This window comes from Streptomyces sp. LE64 (assembly GCF_052606915.1).
The window spans coordinates 3699246-3724886 of the sequence record NZ_CP199708.1; the positions used below are offsets into that span (position 1 = coordinate 3699246).

The 25641-nt window shown below is 73.0% G+C and carries 24 protein-coding genes; 15 read left to right on the forward strand and 9 right to left on the reverse strand.

The window, feature by feature from the left end; translation table 11 throughout:
• Nucleotides 1-8 precede the first annotated feature (8 nt).
• From ACSMX9_RS16850 to ACSMX9_RS16865, 4 genes are all read left to right on the forward strand, one after another.
• Nucleotides 9-1106 (forward strand): hypothetical protein, encoded by a 1098-nt coding sequence (locus ACSMX9_RS16850; RefSeq protein WP_445394927.1) that lies wholly within the window; start codon nt 9-11, stop codon nt 1104-1106.
• A gap of 391 nt (nt 1107-1497) precedes the next feature.
• A complete protein-coding gene (locus ACSMX9_RS16855; RefSeq protein ID WP_445394928.1) occupies nt 1498-1965 on the forward strand; it encodes a hypothetical protein in 468 nt (155 codons plus the stop codon).
• A 35-nt stretch (nt 1966-2000) separates the two neighbouring features.
• Nucleotides 2001-3485, forward strand: a complete 1485-nt coding sequence (locus tag ACSMX9_RS16860; RefSeq protein WP_445394929.1) for a hypothetical protein — start codon at nt 2001-2003, stop codon at nt 3483-3485.
• Nucleotides 3486-3652: 167 nt separating this feature from the next.
• Nucleotides 3653-4126, forward strand: coding sequence for a hypothetical protein (locus ACSMX9_RS16865; RefSeq protein ID WP_445394930.1), 474 nt, complete (start codon nt 3653-3655; stop codon nt 4124-4126).
• Between the two features lie 190 nt (nt 4127-4316).
• Here ACSMX9_RS16865 and ACSMX9_RS16870 read toward each other — a convergent pair whose 3' ends face one another.
• Complete coding sequence (locus ACSMX9_RS16870; protein WP_445394931.1) at nt 4317-4865, reverse strand: DUF1062 domain-containing protein; 549 nt, start codon at nt 4863-4865, stop codon at nt 4317-4319.
• Between the two features lie 369 nt (nt 4866-5234).
• Between ACSMX9_RS16870 and ACSMX9_RS16875 the strand changes: the two genes are divergently transcribed.
• Entirely contained in the window at nt 5235-6056 is an 822-nt protein-coding gene (locus ACSMX9_RS16875) for a class I SAM-dependent methyltransferase (RefSeq protein WP_445394932.1), read from the forward strand.
• Between the two features lie 9 nt (nt 6057-6065).
• On the opposite strand, the gene ACSMX9_RS16880 is transcribed toward ACSMX9_RS16875, so the two are convergent.
• From ACSMX9_RS16880 to ACSMX9_RS16890, 3 genes are all read right to left on the reverse strand, one after another.
• A complete protein-coding gene (locus ACSMX9_RS16880) occupies nt 6066-6854 on the reverse strand; it encodes an ABC transporter ATP-binding protein (RefSeq protein ID WP_445403009.1) in 789 nt (262 codons plus the stop codon).
• A gap of 107 nt (nt 6855-6961) precedes the next feature.
• Complete coding sequence (locus tag ACSMX9_RS16885; protein WP_366116791.1) at nt 6962-8068, reverse strand: FecCD family ABC transporter permease; 1107 nt, start codon at nt 8066-8068, stop codon at nt 6962-6964.
• A gap of 94 nt (nt 8069-8162) precedes the next feature.
• Nucleotides 8163-9155 (reverse strand): FecCD family ABC transporter permease, encoded by a 993-nt coding sequence (locus ACSMX9_RS16890; RefSeq protein ID WP_445394933.1) that lies wholly within the window; start codon nt 9153-9155, stop codon nt 8163-8165.
• Nucleotides 9156-9342: 187 nt separating this feature from the next.
• On the opposite strand from ACSMX9_RS16890, the gene ACSMX9_RS16895 reads away from it, so the two are divergent.
• On the forward strand, nt 9343-10083 hold the full coding sequence (locus ACSMX9_RS16895; protein ID WP_445394934.1) for an HAD family hydrolase: 741 nt from the start codon (nt 9343-9345) through the stop codon (nt 10081-10083).
• A gap of 18 nt (nt 10084-10101) precedes the next feature.
• Here the strand turns inward: ACSMX9_RS16895 and ACSMX9_RS16900 are convergent, their stop codons facing one another.
• Nucleotides 10102-10368: a hypothetical protein gene (locus ACSMX9_RS16900; protein ID WP_445394935.1), complete on the reverse strand. Its 267-nt coding sequence runs from the start codon at nt 10366-10368 to the stop codon at nt 10102-10104.
• Nucleotides 10369-10682: 314 nt separating this feature from the next.
• Between ACSMX9_RS16900 and ACSMX9_RS16905 the strand changes: the two genes are divergently transcribed.
• Both ACSMX9_RS16905 and ACSMX9_RS16910 read left to right on the forward strand, forming a co-directional pair.
• Nucleotides 10683-11153: a GtrA family protein gene (locus tag ACSMX9_RS16905; RefSeq protein WP_445394936.1), complete on the forward strand. Its 471-nt coding sequence runs from the start codon at nt 10683-10685 to the stop codon at nt 11151-11153.
• A gap of 185 nt (nt 11154-11338) precedes the next feature.
• The gene (locus ACSMX9_RS16910) at nt 11339-11722 is read left to right on the forward strand and encodes a cold-shock protein (RefSeq protein ID WP_351241480.1); all 384 of its coding nucleotides are present in this window, start codon (nt 11339-11341) and stop codon (nt 11720-11722) included.
• A 70-nt stretch (nt 11723-11792) separates the two neighbouring features.
• Here ACSMX9_RS16910 and ACSMX9_RS16915 read toward each other — a convergent pair whose 3' ends face one another.
• The 4 genes from ACSMX9_RS16915 to ACSMX9_RS16930 form a co-directional block, all read right to left on the reverse strand.
• Nucleotides 11793-12680, reverse strand: coding sequence for a 1,4-dihydroxy-6-naphthoate synthase (locus ACSMX9_RS16915; RefSeq protein ID WP_445394937.1), 888 nt, complete (start codon nt 12678-12680; stop codon nt 11793-11795).
• On the reverse strand, nt 12677-13405 hold the full coding sequence (locus ACSMX9_RS16920; RefSeq protein ID WP_445394938.1) for a futalosine hydrolase: 729 nt from the start codon (nt 13403-13405) through the stop codon (nt 12677-12679). The genes ACSMX9_RS16915 and ACSMX9_RS16920 overlap by 4 nt, the downstream gene beginning before the upstream one ends.
• A gap of 13 nt (nt 13406-13418) precedes the next feature.
• Nucleotides 13419-13937, reverse strand: coding sequence for a DUF2771 domain-containing protein (locus tag ACSMX9_RS16925; RefSeq protein WP_445394939.1), 519 nt, complete (start codon nt 13935-13937; stop codon nt 13419-13421).
• A gap of 73 nt (nt 13938-14010) precedes the next feature.
• Nucleotides 14011-15414, reverse strand: a complete 1404-nt coding sequence (locus ACSMX9_RS16930) for an MFS transporter (protein ID WP_445394940.1) — start codon at nt 15412-15414, stop codon at nt 14011-14013.
• 374 nt (nt 15415-15788) lie between these two features.
• Between ACSMX9_RS16930 and ACSMX9_RS16935 the strand changes: the two genes are divergently transcribed.
• The 7 genes from ACSMX9_RS16935 to ACSMX9_RS16965 all read left to right on the forward strand — a co-directional run bounded on the left by ACSMX9_RS16935 (nt 15789) and on the right by ACSMX9_RS16965 (nt 25620).
• Entirely contained in the window at nt 15789-16793 is a 1005-nt protein-coding gene (locus ACSMX9_RS16935) for a DUF3027 domain-containing protein (protein ID WP_445394941.1), read from the forward strand.
• Nucleotides 16794-17014: 221 nt separating this feature from the next.
• The gene (locus ACSMX9_RS16940; protein WP_445394942.1) at nt 17015-20266 is read left to right on the forward strand and encodes a sacsin N-terminal ATP-binding-like domain-containing protein; all 3252 of its coding nucleotides are present in this window, start codon (nt 17015-17017) and stop codon (nt 20264-20266) included.
• A gap of 238 nt (nt 20267-20504) precedes the next feature.
• Nucleotides 20505-21269 carry a calcium-binding protein gene (locus ACSMX9_RS16945; protein WP_445394943.1) on the forward strand — a complete coding sequence of 255 codons (765 nt, stop codon included), beginning with the start codon at nt 20505-20507 and terminating at the stop codon, nt 21267-21269.
• 256 nt (nt 21270-21525) lie between these two features.
• Nucleotides 21526-22290: a calcium-binding protein gene (locus ACSMX9_RS16950; protein ID WP_445394944.1), complete on the forward strand. Its 765-nt coding sequence runs from the start codon at nt 21526-21528 to the stop codon at nt 22288-22290.
• A gap of 340 nt (nt 22291-22630) precedes the next feature.
• Nucleotides 22631-23461, forward strand: coding sequence for a calcium-binding protein (locus tag ACSMX9_RS16955; RefSeq protein WP_351241464.1), 831 nt, complete (start codon nt 22631-22633; stop codon nt 23459-23461).
• Nucleotides 23462-23730: 269 nt separating this feature from the next.
• Complete coding sequence (locus ACSMX9_RS16960) at nt 23731-24576, forward strand: calcium-binding protein (protein WP_445394945.1); 846 nt, start codon at nt 23731-23733, stop codon at nt 24574-24576.
• 246 nt (nt 24577-24822) lie between these two features.
• On the forward strand, nt 24823-25620 hold the full coding sequence (locus tag ACSMX9_RS16965) for a calcium-binding protein (protein ID WP_445394946.1): 798 nt from the start codon (nt 24823-24825) through the stop codon (nt 25618-25620).
• The last annotated feature ends 21 nt before the right edge of the window (nt 25621-25641 follow it).

Consider the following 25641-nt stretch of genomic DNA (forward strand, 5'->3'; position numbering starts at 1 on the left):
GGGGCCTCGTGGGGATCGAGAGCGACCGGCTCGTCTTCGACTACCTGAGTCGAGTCGGCGACCTGGCACAACAGCAACAACTTCCGTCGTCCGCCCGGATGCGGCTGGTGGCCGAGCTGCGTGACGAGATCGACCGGCACCGGTCGAAGGCGTCCACCGACAGCCCCGCGTCGGTCCGTCGCATCCTGTCCCGGATCGGCGACCCCGACGAACTCGTCGCCCAGGCGGGCACCGGTGCGCACCCCGCCACCGACGGCACTCCCCTGGCCGTCCCCGAACAGCGCACCGTCGAAGCGCCCCCACCCCCGCCCCCGGCTGAACCCCTCGTTCCCGCGGCCGGGGAGCCCCAGGACCCTTCGGGCCCCGACGAACCCGCCGGGCGACCGACCGCCAAGTCCCTGTGGGGCCTCGTCCCCCGACCCCGCAAGGCCGCCGCGCCCCACGACGACCCGCCGACCCTCCCGCCCGGACTCGACGACGACCACCGGGCCCCGGCCCCGCCGCACCTCGCCCCCCTGGACGAACTCGGCTCCCCGTCCGGCAACCGCGACTGGTGGCGGGTCGACACCGGACCGCGCGAACCCTTCGACAGCGTCCCCGGCTTCGTCGGCGGCATCGAGATCCCGGAGATACTGAAACCGCCGCCCGCCGCCACCGACCCGAAGGACGACGCCGCCGAACCCGCCGCCGGAGCACCGGCCGCGCAGGACACCGCCGCGCTCGCCCCGGCCGCCACCCCCGGCACCCGCGCGGCCCGGGCCCTGCTCACCGGCTGGTCCAACCCGCTGCTGCTGCTCGCCGTCGCCCTGCTGGTGTTCGGCGCGCTCGCCGGGAACCTGTTGGCGCTGGCCGGGGGATGGGCCATCGCCTGGCTCTCCCGACGGCTCACCCCCGCCGAGTCCCAGTTCGCGGTGGTCTGGCTGCCCGGCCTGTCCCTCGCCGGGGGCGTCGTCTGGCTGTGGGGCCGCGCCGCCGGCCACTGGGGCCCGAAGCTGGTCGACGAACGCTTCGACCAGGCCATCGGGGAGACGTGGCCCTGGGTGCTCAAGTCGGCGGCCCTGGCCAGCGCCGCGTTCCTGCTCTGGCGCTCGCAGCGCAAGTCCTGACGGGTCGTCCAGGGCGCCGCCGCCCGCCGGGCGGGTCCGATACGTCGGGGGTGACGCCCGGTGGGGCACGCACGGGGGAGAGGCCGGTACCCCGGTCGCACGGTCACAGGCTCGACGGACACGCGAACCGATCACCCGATCCCGGCCTCACCGGTGGGCGCCCTGCGTAGGGTGTGCGTTGCCGATCGTCGGACTCGTGCTCCTGGAAGAGCAGTTGGCGCACCCGACCCAGTTCGCCGAGCTGCCGGCGTCGTTCTCCGGGCGGACCGCTTCTCCGGGGGAACCACCACGGGAGAGGCGCCCGTCCTGGTCCTCCGGGACGTCTCGGCGACACCTGCGGGACCAGCGCACGAACGGATCGTTCCACCATCGCGCACAACGGGGAGGGCTCATGGCCTGGGAAGAGTGGGAGCGGGCCAAGTCCGCAGTGCGGGCGCGTCACGAAGCCGGAATGCAGTTGAACCAGTCCGCGCCGGGGAGTGGCGGTGGGGGCGAGGACCTCGTCGTGAACCAGGACGACTTGGGGGCGGTCGGGCACGAGGCGTCCGTCCTCCACGGCGAGTTGAGGAAGCGGGCCGACATCGCCGGGAAGGGTGCCGACGAGAACGGGTCGGGGTCGACCATGCAGGCTTCCGCAGTGCTCGCCGGCCACAACCTACGCCTCGGCGGGGAAATTGCTTTGACCGTTGAGGTCTGGAGTTCGCAGGTGAAGCATGTTCTCCAGGCCTGTGCGCACATCTCGAACCATCTCGACTACAGCAAGAAGTTGCATGCTCAGGAGGACGCCAGGATCGCGGACGAGCTTTGTGGTCGGACGGGCCCCCTGCCCGTCTCGGCTCTGAACGACTACTTCAAGTAGGAGGGTCTGTGGGGGACTTTTCGTACTCGGATCTCATGGCCGTGGATCTTGCCGGGCTCGGTGCCGCGGCGGGCGACTGGAGAACCATGGCCGGGGAACTGGCCAAGCTCGCCGACGAGGTCCGCGACGGACTGACGAGGAAAGCGGGAGTGGCTCGCTGGCAGGGTGTCAATGCCACGGTGACCAGGGAATTCGTTGGCAAGACGGCCAAGGAGTTTGCCGACCTCCAGAAGGAGGCGGAGAGCATAGCGAACGTTCTTACGGATGCCCACGCGGAACTCGTACGCTGCCAGAAGAATGCCCGGGGGCATGCGGAATCGGCTGGCAGGGGCGACCCATCCCGCCAGCCACCGGACCCCGGGCTGCTGATTTCCGACGGCCCGAACGGCACGGTTCGAGTAACCGAGGCGATGTGCACCCCGGAGGGCCCCGACCAACGGACCGCGGATCGCATCCAGTGGTATGCGGACACCCTCACCTCGATCGTCCAGCACGCGGCCGAGATCGACGCCGCAGCCGTACGCGCACTCCGCAAGAGCCACGGTGGTGACCCGCAGAACGCCGGCCACGCGCGCCATACCTCACTCGACGAGGAGCAGCTGCCACGAGCGAAGGAACTGGCAGGCCTCGGCGCGGACGCGAACCCGCAGCAGCGGGCGGAACTGCGACGACTCTGGGATTCCCTGAGTTCGACCGCCCGAGCCCGAGTCTGGCTGGATCAGAAGGCCGACCTGATGGCGGCGGGAATTCTTGGTCCGACCGCACCGCAGATTGCGGCGGATGCAGGATCCGGAAAATATGGTTCCGAATCGCCAGGCTTCGATGATCTGGCGACGAAACAGAGGATGGAGTTGCTCGCGGAAGGTGCTGACTGGAAAGGGATGACGGATGCCTCTCGTCATATGTCTCACTATCTGGGGAATAGTGGTAGCCCCTTGAATCTTCCGGTGGACAAGATGATGGTAGATGTGCCTGAATTTCAATCGTACATCGACAAGATTGTTCAGGAAAACCGGGGAGGCTGGCATGAAAGGGCTTTAGGTGAGTTTCGTGAAAATAATGGAAAGCCGGCTTCCTTCTCTTTCGAGGTGAAGGGAAGTGAAGGGTTCTATTTTATCGGGGATGACAATGAGAACTGGTTCTACGCAGTGGGTGGGGTGAATTCCAACGTCACCGGGGTCGTGACGGTCGTGCCGGACGCGCACGGCAACCCCAAGGTTGCCGTAGATTATCAGGCGAACGTCTGGGATCGCTACAACTGGGACGAGGGTAAGGGTGTAAATATCGGCCCGATGAAAATTCCCGACGGGGAGATGGCGAAACTTCATCGCGTGGGGCTGGCTCAGGAATTCGATATGTTTGGCAGTAGTAGCGTCCAGCACTATGAATTGGGTTCCGTGGAACCCAATAACGACCCGCTGCCGGGTCCGGAAGAAGGCAGGGACGGACGGATGAATCCTGGACGGGAGCAACAGCAGGACCGCATGACCGATGCGCCAGGGAGGACCGCAACTCGATGACTGACTGTCACAGGGAGTCCACTCGCGTTGGGCGGCGGACCGTACGGGCCGTGGCCGGATCGGCAGCCGTCCTGCTCGTGGTGGCGGGGTGCGATGGGCAGAGCGAGAGCGGCGGCGATGACCGCCTGAGGGTCTCCAGGTGGGCCCCCGGCATCACGCCCGAGTGGATGAGCAAGCAACTGGGCCTCGCGGTGCCGCCCATGGCGAAGTCCCTCAAAGCCGCTTACAAAATCACTATCCAGTTCGATACTGGCTTGCTGACCTTCACGCTCACCAGGTCCGAGGCCGAGACGTATCTGAAGGAGAACCCCCCGAAGGGCAAGTGGTTGGATTCCCCGGAGCCCATCGACGTTGCCCCTCGCGACTTCGCCCATTTCGGCCTCCCGGAGCCGGAGACTCTCAAGAGCGGTGTGCGGGAAGGCTACGTCTGTCCGAGCGGTGACGAACCCAGCTCGGTGGAAGTGTCTCCCAGTGCCTCAGAAGATCCGCTCGACTCGTCCTACGTGGCCGGCACTTACGATGAGCGCTGCGTCAAGTTGTACGCGCACGACTACTCCCCCGAACGCACCCGTATCTATCTACGGAATCACTACGAGCCCGGGATCTCTCCCCTCCCGGTGGCCCCGTCGTCGACCGACTGAGGGAGCCCAGCCCTGGGCCGCCACCGCACAGCCCGGTGTTCACCGACACCCGTACCCGGGCCCGGCCGCGCCGCCACGGCGCTCGCGCAGCGGACTGCCGTCATTTCTGCTGTGGTCCTGACCTGGCGGGCGCCCCCGGGCCCGGTCCGGCGGCGGAATCCGCCGGACCGGGCCCGGGGAGCGACGCGGCTCAGCGCTTCAGCGTGAACGTGAAGTCGTCGGAGAGCTTGCCGCCCAGCCGGACCGCCGACACGAGCCTCCCCTCCGTGATGAGCCGCTCGACCGCGGTCCGGGTGAGCCCGCAGCCCTCGGCGACCAACCGCACCGGCCGGACCGGGATCCGCGCCGCGAAGCGGACCGTGACGTCGAGGACCTCGTGGTCCCGGCTGACCGGCGCGCCGGTGTCGAGGCGCCAGGCGCCGGCCCAGTCGAGGGCGACGCGATTGCGACGCCACACGGCCGGGTCTTGGAGCAACTCCGCCGTCAGGACGGGGTCGTTGTCGTGCAGCCGGTCCAACAGCGCGGGCCGCACGGAGCGGACGTTCATCCGTTCGAAGACCGTGAGCTTGGCGGTCTCCCCGCAGGCGGAGCAGAGCACGAGGAGCCAGGCGTCGAGGAGCTTGTGGTGCGCGTTGACGCGGAACCTGCCGCTCGCGCGGAACCGCTCGGAGGGGCATGCGTGACAACGGCGTCGGACGAGGGGCAGGCAGGTGGGCATGACGGCCCAGGTGGTGAGCACAGGAGTACACCGGTTTCCGTATGAGAAATCCGCAGCAGGGAGCCGCACGGCGCACGGGTGCGTCGCGCGACGGTTCAGCGCTTGGGAGGTCTCACAGGGTGTACAACGGCGCGTCCTTGCCTAGACGACGTGGTTCGGCCGCACGCTAGCGGCACACTGCGGCTTCGTTCCACCGGATTTCGCGTGCCGTCCGTCCTCGCCGGGTCCACCGTGCGGGCCCGGGGGCGTCGGCCGGGTCTTCCCGCGACCGGGGCAGGGCGAAGAGCGGGTTCGGGCGAACTTCGTCGTCCCGGGCGGCGGGTATGCCTTCAATTGCAACTCTGGACTCCACACGGATCAAGTGGCTCTGACGGAACGGGAGAAACCCTCATGAGCGAAGCGACCGAAGCGACCGAAGCGCCTGAAGCGACCCAAACGACCGGCGGCGCGACCGGCGCCCCCGCCAACCAGTACGAGGCCATCGGCGACAAGTACCGGTCCTTCAAGGACGCCTCCACCCGGGAGAGCCCGGAACAGGCCCATGTCGCCGAACTGTTGGGCGACGTGCGGGGGTTGCGGGTCCTCGACCTGGGCTGCGGGCACGGGCACTACACCCGGTACGTCAAGGGGCTCGGCGCCGAACGGGTCACCGGGGTGGACCTGTCGCCGGAGATGGTCCGGCTCGCCCGCGAGGCCCTGCCCGAGGACGCGACGGGCATCGACTTCCGGGTGGGCGACGCCGCGGACCTCGGCGCCATCGGGGAGTTCGACGTGGTGATGGCGGTGTGGCTGTTCCCCTACACCGAATCCGTCGCCGCGCTGAAGGGCATGATGGCGACCGTCGCCGGCAACCTGGTGCCGGGCGGCCGGCTGGTGGCCGTCACGGCCCACCACTCCTTCGACCCCGAGCGGCAGGACTGGGAGCCGCACGGCCTGCGCGTCCTCTCCCACACCGCGCTGCCGCGCCGCCACCGGATGACCGCGGCGCTGCTCGCGCCCAGCGGCGAGATCGTCGTCGAGTCGTCCCTCTGGGAGGAGGACGTCTACGCCGAAGCGGCCCGCGAGGCCGGCCTCTCCGTCCCCCGGTGGTCCGTTCCCGACATCCCCGAGAGCGCCCTGCGCGAGCGCGGCCCGGAGCACTGGGACGTCTTCCGGAGCAACCCCTTCATGGCCGGACTGACCGCCCGGCGGGAGCCGGGGGCGAACGGGTAGGCGCCGCCGTCAGGCGGCGGCCGGGCGCCAGGGCAGACCGGGGACCACCAGCGGCGAACCGGTGACCGGGTCCGGGACGACCACGCAGTCCAGGCCGAAGACCTCGCGGACCAACTCCTCCGTGACGACCTCGGACGGCGGGCCCTGGGCGACCAGCCGGCCGTCCTTCATGGCCACCAGGTGGTCGGCGTACCGGGCGGCCTGGTTGAGGTCGTGGAGGACGACGACCACCGTGCGGCCCCGGTCGTGGTTGAGCTGGCGCACCAGGTCGAGCACCTCCACCTGGTGGGAGATGTCGAGATAGGTCGTGGGCTCGTCCAGGAGCAGGAGCTCCGTCTCCTGGGCGAGGGCCATCGCGATCCACACCCGTTGCCGTTGTCCGCCGGAGAGCGCGTCCACCGGACGGTCGGCGAGCGCGGCGACGTCGGTGCGCTCCATCGCCTCGGTCACGGCCCGCTCGTCCGCCTCGGACCACTGCTGCCACCACCGCTGGTGGGGCTGACGGCCGCGGGCCACCAGGTCGGCGACGGTGATCGCCTCCGGGGCGACCGGGGTCTGCGGCAGCAGTCCGATCTGCTGGGCGATCCGCTTGGTGGGCAGCTCGGCGAGGGCGGTGCCGTCGAGCAGCACCGAGCCGCCGCGCGGCTTCAGCAGCCGGCCGAGCGCCCGCAGGGTGGTGGACTTGCCGCAGGCGTTGGGGCCGACGAGGACCGTCACCCGGCCGTCCGGGATCGCCAGGTCCAGTTCCTGGACGACGGTGCGGTCCTCGTAGCCGAGGGACAGTTCGCGGGTCCGCAGCCGCGCGGCGGCGTCCGCGGGGAGCCCGCCGGCCGCCGCGGCCTCCGCCCGCCGGGGGCCCTTCGGGTCGGAGGACGGGGACTGCTTGCCCAGGGACGGTGACTGCGTCACGAGGTTCCTCCAGTGCGGCTGCGGATGATGAGCCAGATCAGGTAGGGGGCGCCGACAGCCGCGGTCAGCACTCCGACGGGGAGTTCCGTGGGGGCGAACATCCGCCGTGCCAGCAGGTCCGCGACGACCACGATCACCGCGCCGGTCAGCGCCGAGCACAGCAGCGGGATCTGCGCGGTGCGGGTCAGCCGGCGGGAGACCTGCGGGGCGAGCAGCGCCACGAAGTCCACCGGGCCGGCCGCGCCGGTCGCCACCGAGGCCAGCACCACGCCGAGGGCGACCAGCCCGAGGCGGACCCGGTTGAGCCGGACGCCGAGCGCGGTGGCGGTGGCGTCGTCGACGCCGACCCTGCGCTGGGCGTGGGCGGCCCAGAGCATCGCGGGCACCAGGGCGAGCAGCACCCAGCCGAGGGGGGCGGCCTCCGACCAGCCGCGGCCGTTGAGCGAGCCGGTCATCCACACCTGGGCCTGCTGGGCCACGTTGTGGTCGCCCTTGGTCATGAACAGGCTGGTGACGGAGCGCAGGGCGACGGCGATGCCGATGCCGATCAGGACGAACCGGGCGGCCTGCACCCCGCCGCGCCAGGCGAAGGCGTAGACGAGCGCGGCGGCGAGGATGCCGCCGGCGACGCTCAGGTACGGCATCACGGCGTAGGAGGTGATGCCGAAGGTCATCGCGCCGACCGTGACGGCCGCCGCGCCCTGGCTGATGCCGATGACGTCGGGGCTGGCCAGCGGGTTGCGGGCGACGGACTGGATCAGCGCGCCGGCGACTCCGAAGGCGGCGCCCACCAGCAGCCCCACCACCAGCCGCGGCGCCCGCAGGCTCTCCACGACCAGCTCGTCGGGGGAGGGTTGGCCGCTGAGCACCCGCAGCACCTCGGCGGGGGAGACGAAGCTCTCGCCGACCGACAGGTAGGCGACGCAGGACGCGAGGAGCACGGCGGTCAGGGCGAGGGCGGTGACCACGGCCCGCCGGTGCACCAGGAACGAGGCGCGCGTCCCGAACCGCACGGGTGTGTAGCCGGCGGGTCGGGCCCCGGGCCGGGAGGGTCGGGTCGGGGTCGGGTCGGCGGTGACGCCGTCCGCGGTACGGAGCTTCATCCGCGTGCCGCCTCTCGCAACGCTCGGAACGTCTCGGTGCGCGTGCCCGCGCTGCCCACGTGACGGGTGTGACGTAGGTGGTGGCCGGTGCGGCTCATGCGGTGACCGTCTTCCTGCGCACCAGGACGATCAGGAACGGCACCCCGAGGAGGGCCGTCATGACCCCCACGGGGACTTCGCTGGGCGGGAACACGACCCGGCCCACGGTGTCCGAGACCAGCAGCATGGTGGGCCCGAGCAGGGCGGCCATCGGCAGCAGCCAGCGGTGGGCGGTGCCGACGATCCCGCGGGCCAGGTGGGGCACCGCGAGGCCGATGAAGGCGATCGGGCCGGCCGCGGCGACCCCGGCCCCGGTGAGGACGGCCGCGCCGAGCCCGCCCACGATCCGTACCGTGGCGACCTTCTGCCCGAGGCCCTTGGCCATGTCCTCGCCGAGGGCGAGGGCGTCCAGCCCGCGGGCCACGGAGATCACCAGCACCGTGCCGATCAGCAGGAACGGCCAGACCTGACCGGCGAGTTCGGCGTCCCGACCGGACAGCGAACCGACCTGCCAGAAGCGGAACTCGTCCAGCGCGGCCGAGCGGGTGGTGAGGATGCCGGTGAGGACGGAGGCCAACAGCGCGTTGAGCGCGGCCCCGCCGAGCGCGAGTTTGATGGGGGTGGCCCCGCCCCGGCCGCGGGAGGCGATCGCGTACACGGCCAGCGCGGCCAGCGCGGCGCCGACGAACGCGAACCACACGTACCCGTTGAGCGTGTGCACGCCGAGGAAGGCGATGGCGAGGATCACCCCCACCGAGGCGCCCTGGCTGATGCCGAGGATGGCCGGGTCGGCGATCGGGTTGCGGGTGATGCCCTGGAAGGCGGTTCCGGCCATCGCGAGGGCCGCCCCCACCATGACCCCGACCAGGGTGCGGGGCACCCGCATCTCGCGGATCACGATGGCGTCCTCGCTGGACCCGCCGTGCAGCAGGGCGTCGAGGACGACGGACGGGGCGATGGTACGGGCGCCCACGGCGAGGCTGAACACCACGGCGAGCAGCAGGGCCGCGACGGCCGCAAGCATCGCGACGGCACGTCTGACCGGCATCGGCGGTACTCCCGTGACAGCGAGGGTTGGTAAGGCTTGGCTAAGTCTAAGGGTGGGCCCTTTTCGGCCGTGCTTCGGGAGTTGTCCGGGATGCGAGACGCGTGGGGATCGGGGTCGGGGCGGCGCGGGGCGTGCCGAGGTGCGGCGGACGGGCACGGGACGGGACGTTCCGGCCCGTCCCGGCACAATGGAGGGCGTGACCTCCACGACGCACCCCCCGACGGACCCCGCGCCCACCGTGCCCCGGACGGTGCCGGGGCACCCCGCGACCGGACCGGAGCCCACCGGGCACCGCATCGGCGGGGCGGCGCCCGGCGGAGGGCTCGTCGTCGGGTTCGACCTCGACATGACGCTGATCGACTCGCGTCCCGGCATCCGGGCCTGTTACGACGCCCTGGCCGAGGAGACCGGCGTCGCCATCGACAGCGAGTTGGTCGTCAGCCGGCTGGGCCCGCCGCTCACGGAGGAACTGGCGCACTGGTTCCCGGCGGAGCGCGTCCCGGCGGTGGCCGACCGGTACCGGCGGATGTACCCGCGGTGGGCCATCGAGCCGACCGGGGAGATGCGCGGCGCGGGCGCGGCACTGGACGCGGTGCGCGCGGCGGGCGGCCGGACGCTGGTCGTGACCGCCAAGTGGGAGCCGAACGCGGTGCTCCACCTGCGGCACCTGGGCATCGAGGCGGACGCGGTGGTGGGGAACCTGTGGGCGGAGGGCAAGGCGGCGGCGCTGCGGACGCACGGGGCGACCGTGTACGTCGGCGACCACGTCGGCGACGTGCGCGGGGCGCGCGCGGCCGGCGCGGTGTCGGTCGCCGTGGCGACGGGTCCCTGCTCGGCGGAGGAGCTGCGGGCCGCCGGCGCGGACGTGGTCCTCGCCGACCTCACCGGCTTCCCCGACTGGCTCGCCGCGCATGCGGCGCGGGGCTGACCGGGGGCGGTCCGGTGGTCAGCCGGTGGTACCGGCGCGCTGCACGGCGCGGGCCTGCCGGCGCTGCGCCGCGATGGACCGGAGGACGCCCGCCCCGGCGACGGCGAAGCCGACGCCCATCAGCATGCTCAGCCAGAACATGTAGGTGGGGAACGGGGTGGTCCCCAGGAACAGTGGGGCCACCGTGATCAGGGTGGCCACCGCACCGAGGAAGAAGACGACCGCACCGACGCGGATCAGTCCGTCACCGGGCACCGTGGAATTCGCTGGGGTCTCGTTGCGCACCGCTCCAGGGTAGTTCCTGCGCCCGCGCACGCTCCTCGGGTGCCGACGGCGCGGCGGGAGCACGCGCGGGCGCAGGCGCCGTACCCGTGGGGAGCCGGCCGGAGGCCCCTGGTTTCCGGCGGCTGAACAGCGGTTTTTCGGACAGGGTCCCCGGGCGCTCCCGGGCGGGGCCCCGGATGGCCGAAGCGTGTGCCTAACATGCCCCTCCGCGACCGAGGCGACGGTGAGGGTGCATGACGGACGGCAGGAGCGCTTCACCGGGGCGTCGGAAAGGATTTCGAAACCTCCGCGGCGAGCTGGCACGGTTCGGGGCGGTGGGCGCTTTCGGCTGGATCGTCGACGTCGCGGTTTTCAATTTCTGCATCGGTGTCCTCGATCTCCAACCGGTCCGCTCCGGAGTGATGGCCTCGGCCGTCGCGATGTGCGTCAACTATCTGGGGAACCGGTACTGGACGTACGGCGACCGGGCGACCGGGAAGCGCGGCCGGGAAATGTCCCTCTTCCTGGTCTACAGCCTGGTGGGGACGGGAATCCAGAACGGCGTTCTCGCCATTTTCCACTACGGATTGGACTTCACTTCCGCGCTCGCCGACAACCTCGCCAAGAACGTCGTCGGACTGGCGCTGGGCAGCCTGTTCCGGTTCTGGGCCTACCGCACCCGGGTGTTCCGGCCCGCTGGTGGGACGGTGCGCGGGGAGCCCGTGCGGGACGCGGAGCCGCCCGCCGTTCCCCGATCCGAAGAGCAGTTCCCCGTCCCCCTGAACGAACGGGCCGGCCGCCGCTGACAACGGGCGGCGGCCGTCGTCGTTCCCGGGTCCGTTCAGCCCTCAATGGCGTGAACCCAACGGGTCGACGGCCCCCTTACCGGATCGAGTGGCCGCCCCGTTTGTTTTCCTGGGTGATCGAATGGGGACAGCCCCGGTAGGCTGGTCCAAACGTTGGCCTTGTGAAGCGGAAGTGGGTGTGTGCTTTGCCGACTGGCAAGGTCAAGTGGTTCAACAGTGAGAAGGGCTTCGGCTTCCTCTCCCGCGACGACGGCGGCGACGTTTTCGTCCACTCCTCCGTGCTGCCCGACGGCGTCGACGTCCTCAAGCCGGGCCAGCGGGTCGAGTTCGGTGTGGTGGCGGGCCAACGGGGCGACCAGGCCCTGTCCGTGACGGTCCTCGACCCCACGCCGTCCGTCGCCGCCGCCCAGCGCCGTAAGCCGGACGAACTCGCCTCGATCGTCCAGGACCTCACGACCCTCCTGGAGAACATCACGCCCGCGCTGGAGAAGGGCCGCTACCCGGACAAGGCGTCCGGCGCGAAGATCGCCGGCCTGCTCCGGGCGGTCGCCGACCAACTCGACGTGTAGGGTCCCCCGTTCGGATCCGGCCGGGCGGGCCCGGCACGATCCGGACGAGCGGTTCTCACGCCGACCCCGGTCAGGGGAACGCCAGCGCACCGGGGGCGAGGGGCGGCACCAGTCCCTCGTCCGCGGCCCGCGACAGCAGCGTCCGCACCGCCGCGTACCCCTCCTCGCCCAGGTCGGCCGTGAACTCGTTGACGTACAGCGCGATGTGCTGGTCGGCGACGGCCGGGTCCATCTCCTGCGCATGGGCGAGGACGTAGGGGCGGGAGGCGTCCGGGTCGGCCCAGGCGGCCCGGACCGAGGCGCGGGCGGCCTCGGCGAGCCGGCGCAGCGCCGCCGCGCCCAGCGAGCGCCTGGCGATGATCGCGCCGAGCGGGATCGGCAGCCCCGTCGTCGTCTCCCAGTGCTCGCCGAGGTCGACCAGGGCGTGCAGCCCGTAGTTCCGGTAGGTGAAGCGGGCCTCGTGGATGACGAGTCCGGCGTCCACCCGCCCGTCCCGCACCGCGGGCATGATCTCGTCGAACGGCAGCACCACGATCGAGCCCACCCCGCCGGCCACCCGCTCCGCGGCCCAGAGCCGGAACAGCAGGTACGCCGTCGAGCGCTCGCTGGGCACCGCCACCGTGCGCCCGGCCAGGTCCGCGCCGGGCTCGCGGCTCAGCACCAGCGGCCCGCAGCCCCGGCCCAGCGCTCCGCCGCAGGGCAGCAGCGCGTACTCGTCCAGCGCCCAGGGCAGCGCCGCGTAGGACACCTTCAGCACGTCCAGCTCGCCGCGTTCGGCCATGCCGTTGGTGAGGTCGATGTCGGCGAAGGTGACGTCCAGGGCGGGGGCGTCGGCGAGTCGGCCGTGCGCCCAGGCGTCGAAGACGAAGGTGTCGTTGGGGCACGGCGAGTAGGCGATGCGCAGCGGCACGGCCCGCTCCGGGGCCGCTCCGGACACGGTGTCGGCGGTGGACGTCATGAGGGTTCCCCACTCTCCAGGACGGGTGCGCAGGTGCCGAACGCGTCGGTGAGCGCGTCCAGGGCGTCGGCGATGCGCCAGGCGGACCGGTCGCGCGGGCCCACCGGGTTGGACACCGCACGGATCTCCAGGACGGGCCGGCCGTGCGCGGCGGCGGCCTCGGCGACCCCGAAGCCCTCCATGGCCTCGGCGAGCGCCCCCGGGTGACGGGTACGCAGGTCCGCGGCGCGGGCGGCGGTGCCGGTGACCGTGGAGACGGTGAGGACGCCGCCCGTCGGGCAGCCCAGGGCCCCCGCCACCGCCCGCACCAGCGGGGCCGGCGGGGTGTGCGTGACGGTGCCGAAGCCCAGTTCGGTGACGGGCAGGAAGCCGGCCCCGTCACCGGCCTCGGCCCCCAGGTCGGCGGCGGTGATCGCGTCGGCGACCACCAGGGAGCCCACCGGGGCGTCCGGCGCGAAGCCGCCGCCGATCCCGGTGGACACCACCAGGTCGTAGGGGGCGCCGTCCAGGGCCGCGGCGGTCAGCGCCGAGGCGGTGCCGCTCGCGGCGGCGGCCGGGCCCACGCCGGCGGCCAGCAGGTCCCAGCGCGCGCCGGGGGTGGTGAGCCGGCGCAGCGGGGCGCCCGGGACCGGCACCTCGCGCTGCTCGGTGCGGAACGCGACCGCCACCGCGTCCCGCTCGACGGGCACCGCGGTGGCGACCAGGACGCGCAGGGGCCGGGTCATCGGACGGGGTCCGTCAGGACGCCTTCTTGAGCCGGAACGTCCACAGCCCGGTGACCTTGTTCTCGCCGCCCTCGGCGATGGTCACGGTGGTGGAGCTGCCGCTGGCGCCGTACTGCTGGTTGAAGAAGACGCTGCCGGGAACCGTGCGGTACGTGTTCTTGCTGTAGTCGGTCAGCCGCTGGCCGTTGAGGAGGATCGTCCACTCCTTGTCGGCGATGCCGACGTCCACGCCGAAGCGGACCGTCTCGTCCGGGTTCACGGTGATCGACTTGACGTCGTCCATGTCCTTCAGGCACTTCTCCACGTCGGCCGGCTTGATCGCGTCGCCGTCCTGGTAGCAGGAGGCCTCCGAGGTCACGGAGTCGTCCCCGACGGTGACGGTGGCGACGGGCGTCGGCTTCTCGCAGGCCGACAGGACGAGCAGACCGGCGGACACGGCGCCCACGGCGGCGACGGTCCGGCGCAGGCGGCGGGGGCGCCCGGTGGCCGGGGCGGACTTCAGGTGCGGCTCGGCCGCGGGCAGGGACGTCATGGCGGAAAGGCTAGCGGGCCCCCGGGACGGGCGTGTTACGCGGGTACGGCGTGCCGCCCCGGCACGACCCCGCTCAGGCCACCCGGGCCCGTGCCGGGCCGTCGTGCCGCGCCGCCGCGAGCAGCCCCCGGACGGTGGTCAGCCAGCCGGTGGCCACGATCGCGGCGGCCACCAGCAGCCCGAGGGTGCCGTTCAGCGGCAGCACGATGCCGACGGCGCCGCCGAGCACCCACGCCATCTGGAGCAGGGTCTCCGACCGGGCGAACGCCGAGGTGCGGACGGACTCGGGGACGTCCCGCTGGATCAGCGCGTCCAGCGACAGCTTGGCCAGTGCCTGGGCGAAGCCGGCGCAGGCGGCCAGGCAGGCCACCAGCACGGCGCCGAAGAACACGGCGGCCACCAGCGCCATCAGCAGGACCCCGCCGACCACGGTGACGATGATGAGCTCCGGGGCCCGGGTGCGCAGCCAGGCGCCGACCGCGGTGCCCAGGGCGTTGCCGGCCCCGGCCGCCACGCCCACCACGCCCAGGGACACCGCCGCGCTCTGCCCCGTCATCGGGTGCTCCCGCAGCAGGAACGCCAGGAAGAAGATGAGGAACCCGGACAGACAGCGCAGCGCGGCGTTGGCGGCCAGCCCGTGGGTGACCGCCGGCCCCACGGTGCGCAGCCCGGGCCGGCGGGCGCCGTTCCTCGGGCGCGGGGCGCGCGCGGGGCGGTCCGCGGGGTCCGGGCCGGCCGCGAGCAGGGCCCGGGCCTCGCCCTTGGCCGAGTCGACCTTGGGCGGCATCCGGAAGGACAGGAAGGTGCCCGCCACGAAGAGCACGAACGCCCCGTACAGCGGCCAGCGGGGGCCGATCAACTGGAGCCCGGCGCCGATCGGGGCGGCGGCCCCGGTGGCGAGCAGCCCGCCGAGGGTGACCCGCGAGTTGGCGCGCACCAGGGAGAACCCGGCGGGCAGCAGCCGGGGCACCACGGCGCTGCGCACCACCCCGTACGCCTTGGAGGCGACGAGCACGCCGAGCGCCGCCGGGTACAGCTCCAGGCTGCCGGTGACGACCGCGCTGGACAGCAGCAGCGCGAGGGCGGCCCGGGCCAGCATCGCCGCGGCCATCGCCGCCCGCCGCCCGTGCGGCAGCCGGTCCAGCAGCGGGCCGATCACCGGGGCCAGCAGGGTGAAGGGGACCATGGTGACGGCCAGGTAGAGGGCGACCCGGCCGCGGGCCTCGTCGGTGGGCACGGCGAAGAAGACGGTGGAGGCCAGCGCCACGGTGACCATGACGTCACCGGCGCCGTTCACCGCGTGCAGCTCGATCAGTTTGCCGAGGCCGGACTCGCCGGCGCCGTGGGCGTGGGTGGCCCGGCGGATGCCCCGGGCGGGGCCGGTGATCGGCAGGTGCAGCGCGCGTCCCACCGTGCGGCCGGCCCGGCTCAGCGGGCCCGGTCCGCCCGGGGAGCGGGACGACCTGGCGACTGCCACCCCGTCATAGTGCCCGCAAAGCGGCGCGCGTGGCGCGGAAACGACGTCCGCCGGGTGGGGGGCGCGCCCGGCTGCGGGGGGCGCGGACCGGGGGCCGCCGGGTCTCGGACCGGGAACGAAGCCGGGCCGCACCGTACGCCGGTGTGGGCGCCGGCGGCCGGAGAGGGTAGCGTGCACCACGCGCCTGCGGTGACTGGTCCTGGCCGCGCGCCTCTCGCTCATCACGCAGAATGGATGACACAGGTGCGCCCGGGTGGCCGGGCGCGGACGTTGACGCGGCCCACAGGTCCGCTCCGTCCGTGCTCCCGGTGCAGCCGGTCCGCCGCTCGACAGGAGGCGCACCCGACAGACGGTGTAGGAGAGAAGCGATACCCGTGAGCGCAGCGACAACGCGAAGCCGTACCCCCGACCGTCTGTGCGCCGAGGCGGTCGATCTCGCCCGCACCGCAGCCGAGGAGGCCGCCGCGCCGGGGGTGGTCGGTGAGCACGTCGACGTGGTCGTCGAGGGCGACCGGGTGCTCACCCACCTGTTCGAGTCCAAGGAGCCCGGCTACCGGGGCTGGCGCTGGGCGGTGACGGTGGCCCGGGCCTCCCGGGCCCGGATCGTCACGATTGACGAGACGGTTCTGCTGCCCGGCCCGGACGCCCTGCTCGCCCCCGAGTGGCTGCCCTGGAGCGAGCGGCTGCGCCCCGGCGATCTGGGCCCGGGCGACCTGTTGCCGACCGAGGACGACGACCGGCGCCTGGAACCGGGGGTGCCGGCCGCCGCGGACGAGCCCGCGGCCGGGCCCGTCGAGGGGCCCGCACCGGCCGGTGACCCGCGGCTCGCGGGCGGCTGGAGCGGCGCGGACGAGCCGGCGCCCGACTCCGTCCGTTCGGCGGAGGCCGCACGGCTGGCCGCTGCCGAGGAGGCCGCGGCCGGGGTCGACGGGCCGGCGCCGGCGCTGCCGGTGACGCCCGCCCGCGCGGAGATCGCCTCGGTGGCCCGCGAACTCGGACTCGGCCGGGCCCGGGTGCTGTCCCCGCTCGGGCTGAAGGAGGCCGCGGAGCGCTGGGACCAGGCGTTCGGCGGGGCCACTCCGATGGCGCAGGCCGCCCCCGGGAACTGCGGGAGCTGTGGCTTCCTGGCCCCCGTCGGCGGTGCGCTCGGACAGGCGTTCGGCGTCTGTGCGAACGAGTTCGCCCCCGCGGACGGCCGACTGGTCTCCCTCACCTACGGCTGCGGCGCCCACTCCGAGGCGGCGGTGGTCCCGCGCGGCAACCGCCCGCCCGCCCCGGTCCTGGACGAGACGACCGTCGAGGTCTTCCCCCTCCACCCCACCGCCGACGCGGACCCGGCCCCCGCGGACCCCCCCGCCGAGGGCCCGGGCCACGCGTAGTCACACCCCCTGTCCGGGGGGTATCCGGCGTCGGGCGCGGGGGCGGGGGTCCCCGTGCACCCGCGCCGCCGACCCCTCCTCCCCGAGGCGGTACCTTCGGGCGGCACGCCCGAACGCCCGGCCCCGGCACGCCCCAGCGGCGACCAGCGGGCCGGGCGCCGGGCCCGCGCCGCGGTCGCCGACAGGCCGCGGGCCGCAGGACCAAGGACAAGGAGCACCCCGTGAGCACGTCTCCGAGCCCCGCCCCCCAGGCCCCCGGGGCCCCGGACCCCTTCGGCACCGACCGGCTGCGCACCGAGGTCCTCGCCGCCTGGCGGGCCGCGCCCGCCCGCTTCCGGGAGGACGCCAACGCCGAGGAGGACCTCGCCCTCGGCGGTCACCGCGACCGCTTGGTCGTGGAGCTCGCGCAGAACGCCGCCGACGCCGCGGCCCGCACCGGCGCCCCCGGCCGGCTCCGCCTCGCCCTCCACGAGGACGGCACCCCGCACGGCACCCTGCTCGCCGCCAACACCGGCGCCCCGCTGGACGCGGCCGGCGTGCGCTCCCTGGCCACCCTGCGCGCCTCCGCCAAACGCGAGGACTCCGACCCCGCGGCCGGCGCCGTGGGCCGGTTCGGCGTCGGCTTCGCCGCCGTCCTCACCCTCACCGACGCGCCCGCCGTGCTCAGCCGCACCGGCGGCGTCCGCTGGTCCCTCGACGAGGCCCGCACCCAGACCGAACGGACCGCTTCCGGCGATCCGGCCGGCACCCCCGGCTCGCTCGGCGACGAACTCCACCGCCGCGCCGGCCAGGTACCCCTGCTGCGGCTGCCGTTCCCGGCCTCGGGAGCCGTCCCCGAGCCCTACGACACGGCGGTGCTCCTCCCACTGCGCGACGCGACCGCCCGGGAGCTCGCCGAGCGCCTCCTCACCGAGGTCGACGCCGCCCTGCTGCTCACCCTGCCCGGCCTCGCCGAGGTCACCGTCGAACTCCCCGGCGCCGCCGTGCGCACCCTCGCCCGGCGCACCGAAGCCCCGTACACCGTCGTCGAGGACACCCGGGACGGCACCACCCGCTGGCGCACCCTCAGCCGCACCGGCCCGCTCACCGCCGAGCTCCTCGCCGGGCGCCCCACCGAGGAACGGCTCCGCCCGCACTGGTCGGTCACCTGGGCCGTCCCGGTGGACGACGCGGGCGCGCCCCGCCCGCCGCGCACCCAGCCAGTGGTCCACGCGCCCACCCCCAGCGACGAGCCGCTCGGCCTGCCCGCCCTGCTGATCGCCTCCTACCCGATGGACCCCACCCGCCGCCACGCGGCGCCCGGCCCGCTCACCGACTTCCTCACCGCCCGCGCCGCCGACGCCTACGCCGACCTGCTCGCCGGCTGGCACCCGGTGGGCCCCGGCACCGTGGATCTGGTGCCAGGCCCGCTCGGCCGCGCCGAACTCGACGGGGCGCTGCGCGCCGCCGTGCTGGAGCGGCTGCCCCGCACCGCGTTCCTGCCGCCCGCCGCACGGCACGCCCCGGCCGCCCCGGTGCCCGCCCCCGAGGCGTGGGACGGCGACGCCGAGCGGGCCCCCGAGGACGGGCACGCCCTGCGCCCCCGGGACGCCGAACTCGTCGAGGGCGCCGGCGCGGAGACCGTCGAGGTGCTCGCCGAGGTGCTGCCGACCCTGCTCCCGGCCGGACTGGAGCGCCGGGTGGAACTGCGCGCCCTGGGGGTGGCGCGCACCCCGCTCACCGACGCCGTGGACCGGCTCGCCGGCCTGGAGCGCGACCCCGCCTGGTGGTGGCGGCTCTACGACAGCCTCGCCGGCGTGGACCCGGACCGGCTGACCGGACTGCCGGTGCCGCTCGCCGACGGCCGCACCACCATCGGCCCCCGCCAGGTGCTGCTGCCCGTGCCGGGCACCGGCCCGACCGACGCGGACGCCCCGGGCACGCCCGCGGTCCTGGCCCGGCTGGGCCTCAAGGTCGCCCACCCCGACGCCGCGCACCCGCTGCTGGAGAAGCTGGGCGCGCTGCCCGCGACCCCGCGCGCGGTGCTGACCACCCCGCAGGTGCGGGCCGCCGTCGCCGCCTCCCTGGACGAGGAGTGGGCGGGGGCCGACCCGTACGGGGCGGAGCCGGGCGCCGGTCTGGACGCGGAAGGGCTGGCCGAGCTCGTCCTCGGACTGGTCCGGGACGCACACCTGGCCCCCGGCGACGAGCCCTGGCTGGGGGCGTTGGCCCTCACCGACGAGGAGGGCGAACTCGCCCCGGCGGGCGAACTGGTCCTGCCGGACAGTCCCTTCGCCCTCGTCATCCGGGAGGGAGAGTTGGCGGAGGTGGACCGCGAACTCGCCGAGCGCTGGGGCGGGCAGCCGCTCGCCGCCTGCGGGGTGCTCGCGGACTTCGCCCTGGTCCGGGCCACCGACGTGGTCCTCGACCCGGACGAACTGGAGCCCCGGGAGGGCGACTTCGCCCAACCGGACGACGCCGGCCTGCTGGACGCCGTCGACGTGTGGTGCGAGGACGTGCTGGACCGGCTGCCGCACACCCCGGTGCCGCCGGTGGCCACCGAGCTGATCGCGGTGCGCGACCTCGACCTCGTCGACGACGACCGCTGGCCGCAGGCGCTCGCCCTGCTGTCCCGCCCGCCGCTGCGGGACGCGCTCACCCAGCCGGTGCGGGTGCTGCTGCCGGACGGCACCACCGAGTCCGTCCGCCCGTACACCGCCTGGTGGCTGCGCGGGCACCCGGTGCTGGAGGGCCGCCGCCCGGCGGGGCTGCGGGCCGCCGGCTCGGACCCGCTGCTCGCCGGGCTGTACGAGTCGGCGGACGCCGCCGGCTTCGAGGACGCGCAGGTGCTGCGGGCCCTGGGGGTGCGCACCTCGGTGACCGCGCTGCTGGACGAGCCGGGCGGGGCCGCCGAACTCCTGGACCGGCTGGCCGACCCCGAGCGCGATGTGACGCCCGCCCAACTGCACGCGATCTACGGTGAGCTGGCGCACCTCGACGCGGACCGGGTGACCCTGCCGGAGGAACTCCGCGCGGTGCTCGACGGCCGGGCGGCGGTCGTGGACGCCGCGGACGCGGTGGTCGCCGACGCGCCGGACCTGCTGCCGCTGGCCACCGGGCTGCCCCTGCTGCCGGTCCGCCCCTCCGCGGCGAACGCCCTCGCGGAACTCTTCCAGGTGCGGCGGCTGTCCGACGTGGTCGAGGGCGCCGTGACGGCGGACGGCGCGGTGCGGACGGTGCCCGAGTCGGTGCGCACCCTGCTCGGCCCGACGACCCCGGCCACCTACGTGGAACACGAGGAGCTCGTCGTCCAGGGAGTGGAACTTGACTGGCGCCGCACCCCGGACGGGGTGGTGCACGCGGCGACCCTGGAGGGCGTCGCGGCGGGTCTCGCCCGGGCGGCGGGCCAGTGGCCGCGGCGGTTCGAGGTGGCCGCGCTGCTGGAGGACCCGTCCCGGACGGACGAGTTGGCCCGGGACCGCTGGTTCGACTGAGGCGGTTAGGGCCGGTTCATCACGGTTCGACGGATGCCCGGCCCGAGGAAATGACTGTTAACTCGGCTCACAGGTCAAAAAGTTGTGGACGAGTGCAACCGTTCGATGGCATGGTGTGTCTTGTTCGACGAGCCGACCGGCTCGTACCGAACGCAGACCGGGCTCCCGTGCGGCCCCACGCCCCAGAATTGGGGGGTGGCGTGGATCGCCCCGGGAGCCCCCAACACCTGGGGAACTCATGCGCAAGCGCGTATCCGCCGCCGTGGTGACCGGCGCCCTCGCCCTCACCGGCCTCGCAGTCCCGGCCGCCCACGCCGCTCCGGAAGAGCCGATCGTGATCAGCAACATCAAGGTGAACGGCGGCAAGGACGTCCACGTCGGCACCGGCCTCACCAAGTTCACGTTCACCTTCTCGGCCAGCCACAGCGCCAACGTCGAGCGGGACCCGTCGCTGTCGCTGGAGAAGAACTCGCTGGGCATCATCCTGCCGGAAGAGTTCATGGGCAACATGTGCAAGGCGGTCTCCAGCACCAAGTCCGACTGCAAGGCCACCTTCAACGTGGACCCGCGCGCCTACGACATCTCCAACGAGGAAGCCGGCAACTGGCGCTCCGAACTGTTCATCGCCTCCACCGACTACGCCTCCACGCTGAGCAGCAGCAACATCAAGACCGTCAAGATCCTGCGGGCGGCGAAGCTGACGGCGAACGCGTCGCCGGAGCCGGTGCGCCGCAACGCCACCATCACCGTCACCGGTGACCTGACCCGCGCCAACTGGGACACCCGGAAGTACGCGGGCTACACCAGCCAGCCGGTGAAGCTCCAGTACAAGAAGAACGGCTCCAGCACCTGGACGACGCTGAAGACCGTCAAGACGGACCGCTACGGCAAGCTGAGGACCACCGTCAAGGCGACCGCGGACGGCTCGTACCGCTACAGCTTCGCGGGCACCTCCACCACTCCGGCGGTCAACTCCTCCGCCGACTACGTGGACGTGCGCTGATCTGACGCCGTGGGCGTCCCCCGGTGCGATCGGGGGGCGCCCACGGTGCTCCGACCCGTCGCAAGGCGGGTTCTCCAGGGGAAGATCGGGGTGTCGTACAACCGTCGGCGGAGGGCGGCGATCGTTGTCGGTGGAGCCGGAAGGGCTCCGCGACCGACCCGATGCGGACCGCCGGCCGACCGCGCACCTCCCGCCGTGCACGCGGGAGCGGCACGGAAGCGCCGACCGGCCGCCCAACATCTGGGGGATACACCACATGCGCATGCGCGCCTCCGCCGCCCTGACCAGCGGCGCCCTGGCCCTCACCGGCCTCGCCGTCCCGGCCGCCCACGCCGCTCCGGCAGAGCCGATCGTGCTCAGCAACTTCAGCGTGAACGGCGGCAAGGGCATTCACATCGGATCCCTTGGTTCCAGCTTCACGATCACCTTCTCGGCCAGTCACCCCGCCAACGTCGAGCGCAACTCGGTGCTCGTGCTGCGGCAGGGTTCGGGCGAGCTCCTCCAGCCCTACGAGGTGCAGGGCAACATGTGCAAGGCCGTGTCCGACACCAGGTCGGACTGCACGGCCACGTTCCGCGTGGAGACGCTGAACTACGACATCAAGAACCGGAACGCCGGCGACTGGCGGACCTGGTTGCGCATGAAGTCCACCGACCACTCCTCCGCCCTGGAGAGCGACAACGTCAAGACCGTCAAGATCCTGCGGGCGGCGAAGCTGACGGCGAACGCGTCGCCGGAGCCGGTGCGGCGGGGCGCCACCATCACCGTCACCGGTGACCTGACCCGCGCCGACTGGGACGCCTTCGCGGATCAGGGCTACGCCGCCCAGCCGGTGAAGCTCCAGTACAAGAAGAACGGCTCCAGCACCTGGACGACGCTGAAGACCGTCAAGACGGACCGGTACGGCAAGTTGAGGACCACCGTCAAGGCGACCGCGGACGGTTCGTACCGCTACGGCTTCGCGGGCACCTCCACCACCGCGGCGGTCAACTCCTCCGCCGACCACGTGGACGTGCGCTGACCGTGATGCGCTCCCCGCGCGCTCACGCGCGGTAGCGCACGGCGCCACCCCGGGCGGGGCCTTCACGGGAACCTCTGCCCGCCCGGGGCGGCGCACCCGAACTCCCGCGGACCGACGTCGTCCACGGCGTGCGGACGGACCCCGCATCCGTCCGCAGAGGTGTGACCTCGCGAGAAGCCGCGTGATTCGTACAACCATTCGCCGGCGGGGGATGTCTGTTCGGTTGGAGTCATCAGGACTCCGGACCGATGTGGGCCGCCGGGACGGCGCACTCCGCGGCGGAGAGCCACGGAGCGCCGGGTAGCCGGGGGCCCCGCAGAAACAGTGGGGAACAGTCTCTATGCGCTTCCGTGCCTCCGTCGCCGTGGTCAGCGGCGCCCTGGCCCTCTCCGCCCTCTCCGTCCCGGCCGCCCAGGCCGCCGACGGTGGGCTGGACCTCCCGAACTCCCTCTCCTCGTTCGCCGCCACCAACTCCGGCAGCGGGAAGATCACCGGCGTCACCGTGAACGGTGGCAAGGACGTGGTGGTCGGCGTCTCCAAGAAGAAGATCACCATCTCGGTGAGCGCGCAGCGCAAGGGCGGCGTGATCGCCGCCATCGCGCTGCCGTACCGCGGCAGCTTCGACAACCCGGCCGCCTTCCTGGAGCCCAACGAGCCGACCAGCAACCCGTGCTCGTACGGCTCGACGACCCTCACCTGCAAGTACACCTATGACCTCGACCCGAAGACCACCGGGGTCAACGCCCACCTGACCAACAAGGACGCGGGAGCCTGGAAGACCGTCGCCTTCAGCGTCAAGGAGAACGGCGAGCCGGTCTCGATGGTCGAGAACTACCGGAACTTCAAGCTCCAGCGGGCGGCGAAGCTGACGGCGAACGCCTCGCCGGAGCCGGTGCGTCGGGGTGCGAACATCACCGTCACCGGTGATCTGACCCGGGCGAACTGGGACACCCTGAAGTACGGCGGCTTCACCAGCGGTGCGGTGAAGCTCCAGTACAAGAAGCAGGGCACCACCACCTGGAAGACGCTGAAGACGGTGTCCGCGGACAGCCGCGGCAAGGTGAAGACGACGACGAAGGCGTCGGCGGACGGTCACTACCGGCTGTCCTACGGCGGTTCCACCACCACCGGTGGTGCGACCTCCGCGGCCGACTTCATCGACGTGCGCTGACCCTTCGGGCGCACCTCTGACGTATTACGGGGCGTCGCCCCGGGCGGAACCACCCGCCCGGGGCGACGCCCCCTAGCCGTGCGTACGGACCCGGTTCCGCCACGTGGTGGTCGTGGGTCGACGTGCAACCACGCCGCTCCCGCGGCGCGTCTTGAGGGCGGGGGGTCGTGATGATCGGCTCCTCGCCGACCTGGGCCCGGGTGCCCGTGCGCCCCGAGGAAGACGGGGGCGGCGCCCGCCACCGCGGCCCACAACGAACAGGACACCCCATGAAGACCCGTGCCTTGGTCGCTCTGACGACCGGCGCCCTGGCGCTGACCGCCGTCACCGTTCCCGCCGCCCACGCGGAAGACCGGGCCGCCGACCCGGTCTCCCCGTTCGGTTCGGTGACCACCGCCGCGGCCGGCGCCCCGACGGTCAGCAACCTCCGCGTCAACGGGGGCAAGGACCTGGTGGTCGGCGTCTCCAAGAAGACGTTCACCATCACCTTCACCGCGAAGGACGCCCGGGGCGTGGCCAACGGCGTCGCCGCGCTGTGGAAGGGCGGCCCGGACGCGGACCGTGCCGAGAGGATCCTGGTGCCCCCGCTGGAGCAGCAGGAGTCCGACTGCGTCACGGTCAACCGGACCACCTCCACCTGCACCCTGAAGATCGTCGCCGACCCGAGGAACCTGCACCCGAACTCGAAGTTCGACCTGGCGAACGCCTACGCGGGCCGCTGGACCGTGGCCGTCTTCGCCCTCGGCAGGGACGGGAGCGAGTACGAGAACCAGAAGTACGGGAAGCACTCGGTGAAGCGGGCGGCGAAGCTGGCGGCCAACGCGTCGCCGGAGCCGGTGCGTCGGGGCGCGAACATCACCGTCACCGGTGATCTGACCCGGGCGAACTGGGACACGCACCGGTACGGCGGTTTCGCGAGCGGTGCGGTGAAGCTCCAGTACAAGAAGCAGGGCACCACCACCTGGAAGACGTTGAAGACGGTGTCCGCGGACAGCCGGGGCAAGGTGAGGACGACGACGAAGGCGTCGGCGGACGGTCACTACCGGCTGTCCTACGGGGGTTCCACCACCACCGGTGGTGCGACCTCCGCGGCCGACTTCATCGACGTCCGCTGACCCTTCGGCGCCGCCGTCGACGCACCGGGGTCCCGCCCCGGACGGGATCACCGTCCGGGCGGGAGCCCTCCCCGTGCGCACGGCGCCGTACTGCTCAACCCGGCGCCCGTGAAAGGGGTCTTGGGGTACGCGGAGCCGCTTCCCGCTCCGCTTACCGACACGATGCGGCCGGTTCGGCCCGGCGTGCGCCCCGGAGCGGGGGGTGGCGCACGCCGTGGCCCGGTCGCCCCGTCGACAGGGAGAAGCATGAGAACCCGAGCCGTGACCGCTCTCGCCACCTGCACCCTGGCCCTGACCGCGCTCGCCGCACCCGCGGCCCAGGCCGCCGCGCCTTCCGCGCCCGCCGCCCCGGCCGACCCGAAGATCATCAGCGTCTCCGCGAACGGCGGTAAGGACCTGGTGCTCGGCCTCGGTCCGAAGTCCTTCGACGTCACGATCACCGCCTCGGACGAGTCGGGCGTCGCCCAGGGGGCCGCACTCGCCTACTGGGGCGCCTCGCTGGACAACGCGTACCGCCAACTGCTGCCCGACGACTTCACGTCCAGCTGCCGGGAGATCGACGCCACCACCTCCGCCTGCACCACGCGCAACGTCGCCGACCCGGACCACTACCACCCCCGCAAGGACGTCACCAACGAGCTCGCCGGCCCCTGGAAGTTGGCCGGGCAGGTGCTGGGCCGCGACGGGAGCGCGACCCTGGGGGAGCGGGGCACCCTGCACATCAAGCGGGCGGCGAAGCTGACCGCCAACGCGACGCCGGAACCGGCGCGGCGCGGGGCGGACCTCACCGTCACCGGTGCGCTGACCCGGGCCGACTGGGACCGCAACCGGTACGGGGGCTTCACCAGCAACGCGGTGAAGCTCCAGTTCAAGAAGGACGGCGCCACCGCCTGGACCACGGTGAGGACCGTCCGGGCCGACGCCCGGGGCACACTGCGGACCACCGTCAAGGCCACGGCGGACGGCACCTACCGCTACCAGTACGGAGGGTCCCGCACGACGGGCCCCGCCACCTCGGGCGGCGACCACGTCGACGTGCGCTGACCGCGCCCGCGGCGGGCGGAG

Bases quoted from the DNA above. Each gene is read 5' to 3' on its own strand.
- ACSMX9_RS16890 (WP_445394933.1), bottom strand. From the start codon at position 9,155: ATGCCGGTCAGACGTGCCGTCGCGATGCTTGCGGCCGTCGCGGCCCTG.
- ACSMX9_RS16965 (WP_445394946.1), top strand. From the start codon at position 24,823: ATGAGAACCCGAGCCGTGACCGCTCTCGCCACCTGCACCCTGGCCCTG.
- ACSMX9_RS16955 (WP_351241464.1), top strand. From the start codon at position 22,631: ATGCGCTTCCGTGCCTCCGTCGCCGTGGTCAGCGGCGCCCTGGCCCTC.
- ACSMX9_RS16945 (WP_445394943.1), top strand. From the start codon at position 20,505: ATGCGCAAGCGCGTATCCGCCGCCGTGGTGACCGGCGCCCTCGCCCTC.
- ACSMX9_RS16920 (WP_445394938.1), bottom strand. From the start codon at position 13,405: ATGACCCGGCCCCTGCGCGTCCTGGTCGCCACCGCGGTGCCCGTCGAG.
- ACSMX9_RS16895 (WP_445394934.1), top strand. From the start codon at position 9,343: ATGGAGGGCGTGACCTCCACGACGCACCCCCCGACGGACCCCGCGCCC.
- ACSMX9_RS16915 (WP_445394937.1), bottom strand. From the start codon at position 12,680: ATGACGTCCACCGCCGACACCGTGTCCGGAGCGGCCCCGGAGCGGGCC.
- ACSMX9_RS16960 (WP_445394945.1), top strand. From the start codon at position 23,731: ATGAAGACCCGTGCCTTGGTCGCTCTGACGACCGGCGCCCTGGCGCTG.
- ACSMX9_RS16875 (WP_445394932.1), top strand. From the start codon at position 5,235: ATGAGCGAAGCGACCGAAGCGACCGAAGCGCCTGAAGCGACCCAAACG.
- ACSMX9_RS16860 (WP_445394929.1), top strand. From the start codon at position 2,001: ATGGCCGTGGATCTTGCCGGGCTCGGTGCCGCGGCGGGCGACTGGAGA.
- ACSMX9_RS16925 (WP_445394939.1), bottom strand. From the start codon at position 13,937: ATGACGTCCCTGCCCGCGGCCGAGCCGCACCTGAAGTCCGCCCCGGCC.
- ACSMX9_RS16855 (WP_445394928.1), top strand. From the start codon at position 1,498: ATGGCCTGGGAAGAGTGGGAGCGGGCCAAGTCCGCAGTGCGGGCGCGT.
- ACSMX9_RS16885 (WP_366116791.1), bottom strand. From the start codon at position 8,068: ATGAAGCTCCGTACCGCGGACGGCGTCACCGCCGACCCGACCCCGACC.
- ACSMX9_RS16865 (WP_445394930.1), top strand. From the start codon at position 3,653: ATGAGCAAGCAACTGGGCCTCGCGGTGCCGCCCATGGCGAAGTCCCTC.
- ACSMX9_RS16950 (WP_445394944.1), top strand. From the start codon at position 21,526: ATGCGCATGCGCGCCTCCGCCGCCCTGACCAGCGGCGCCCTGGCCCTC.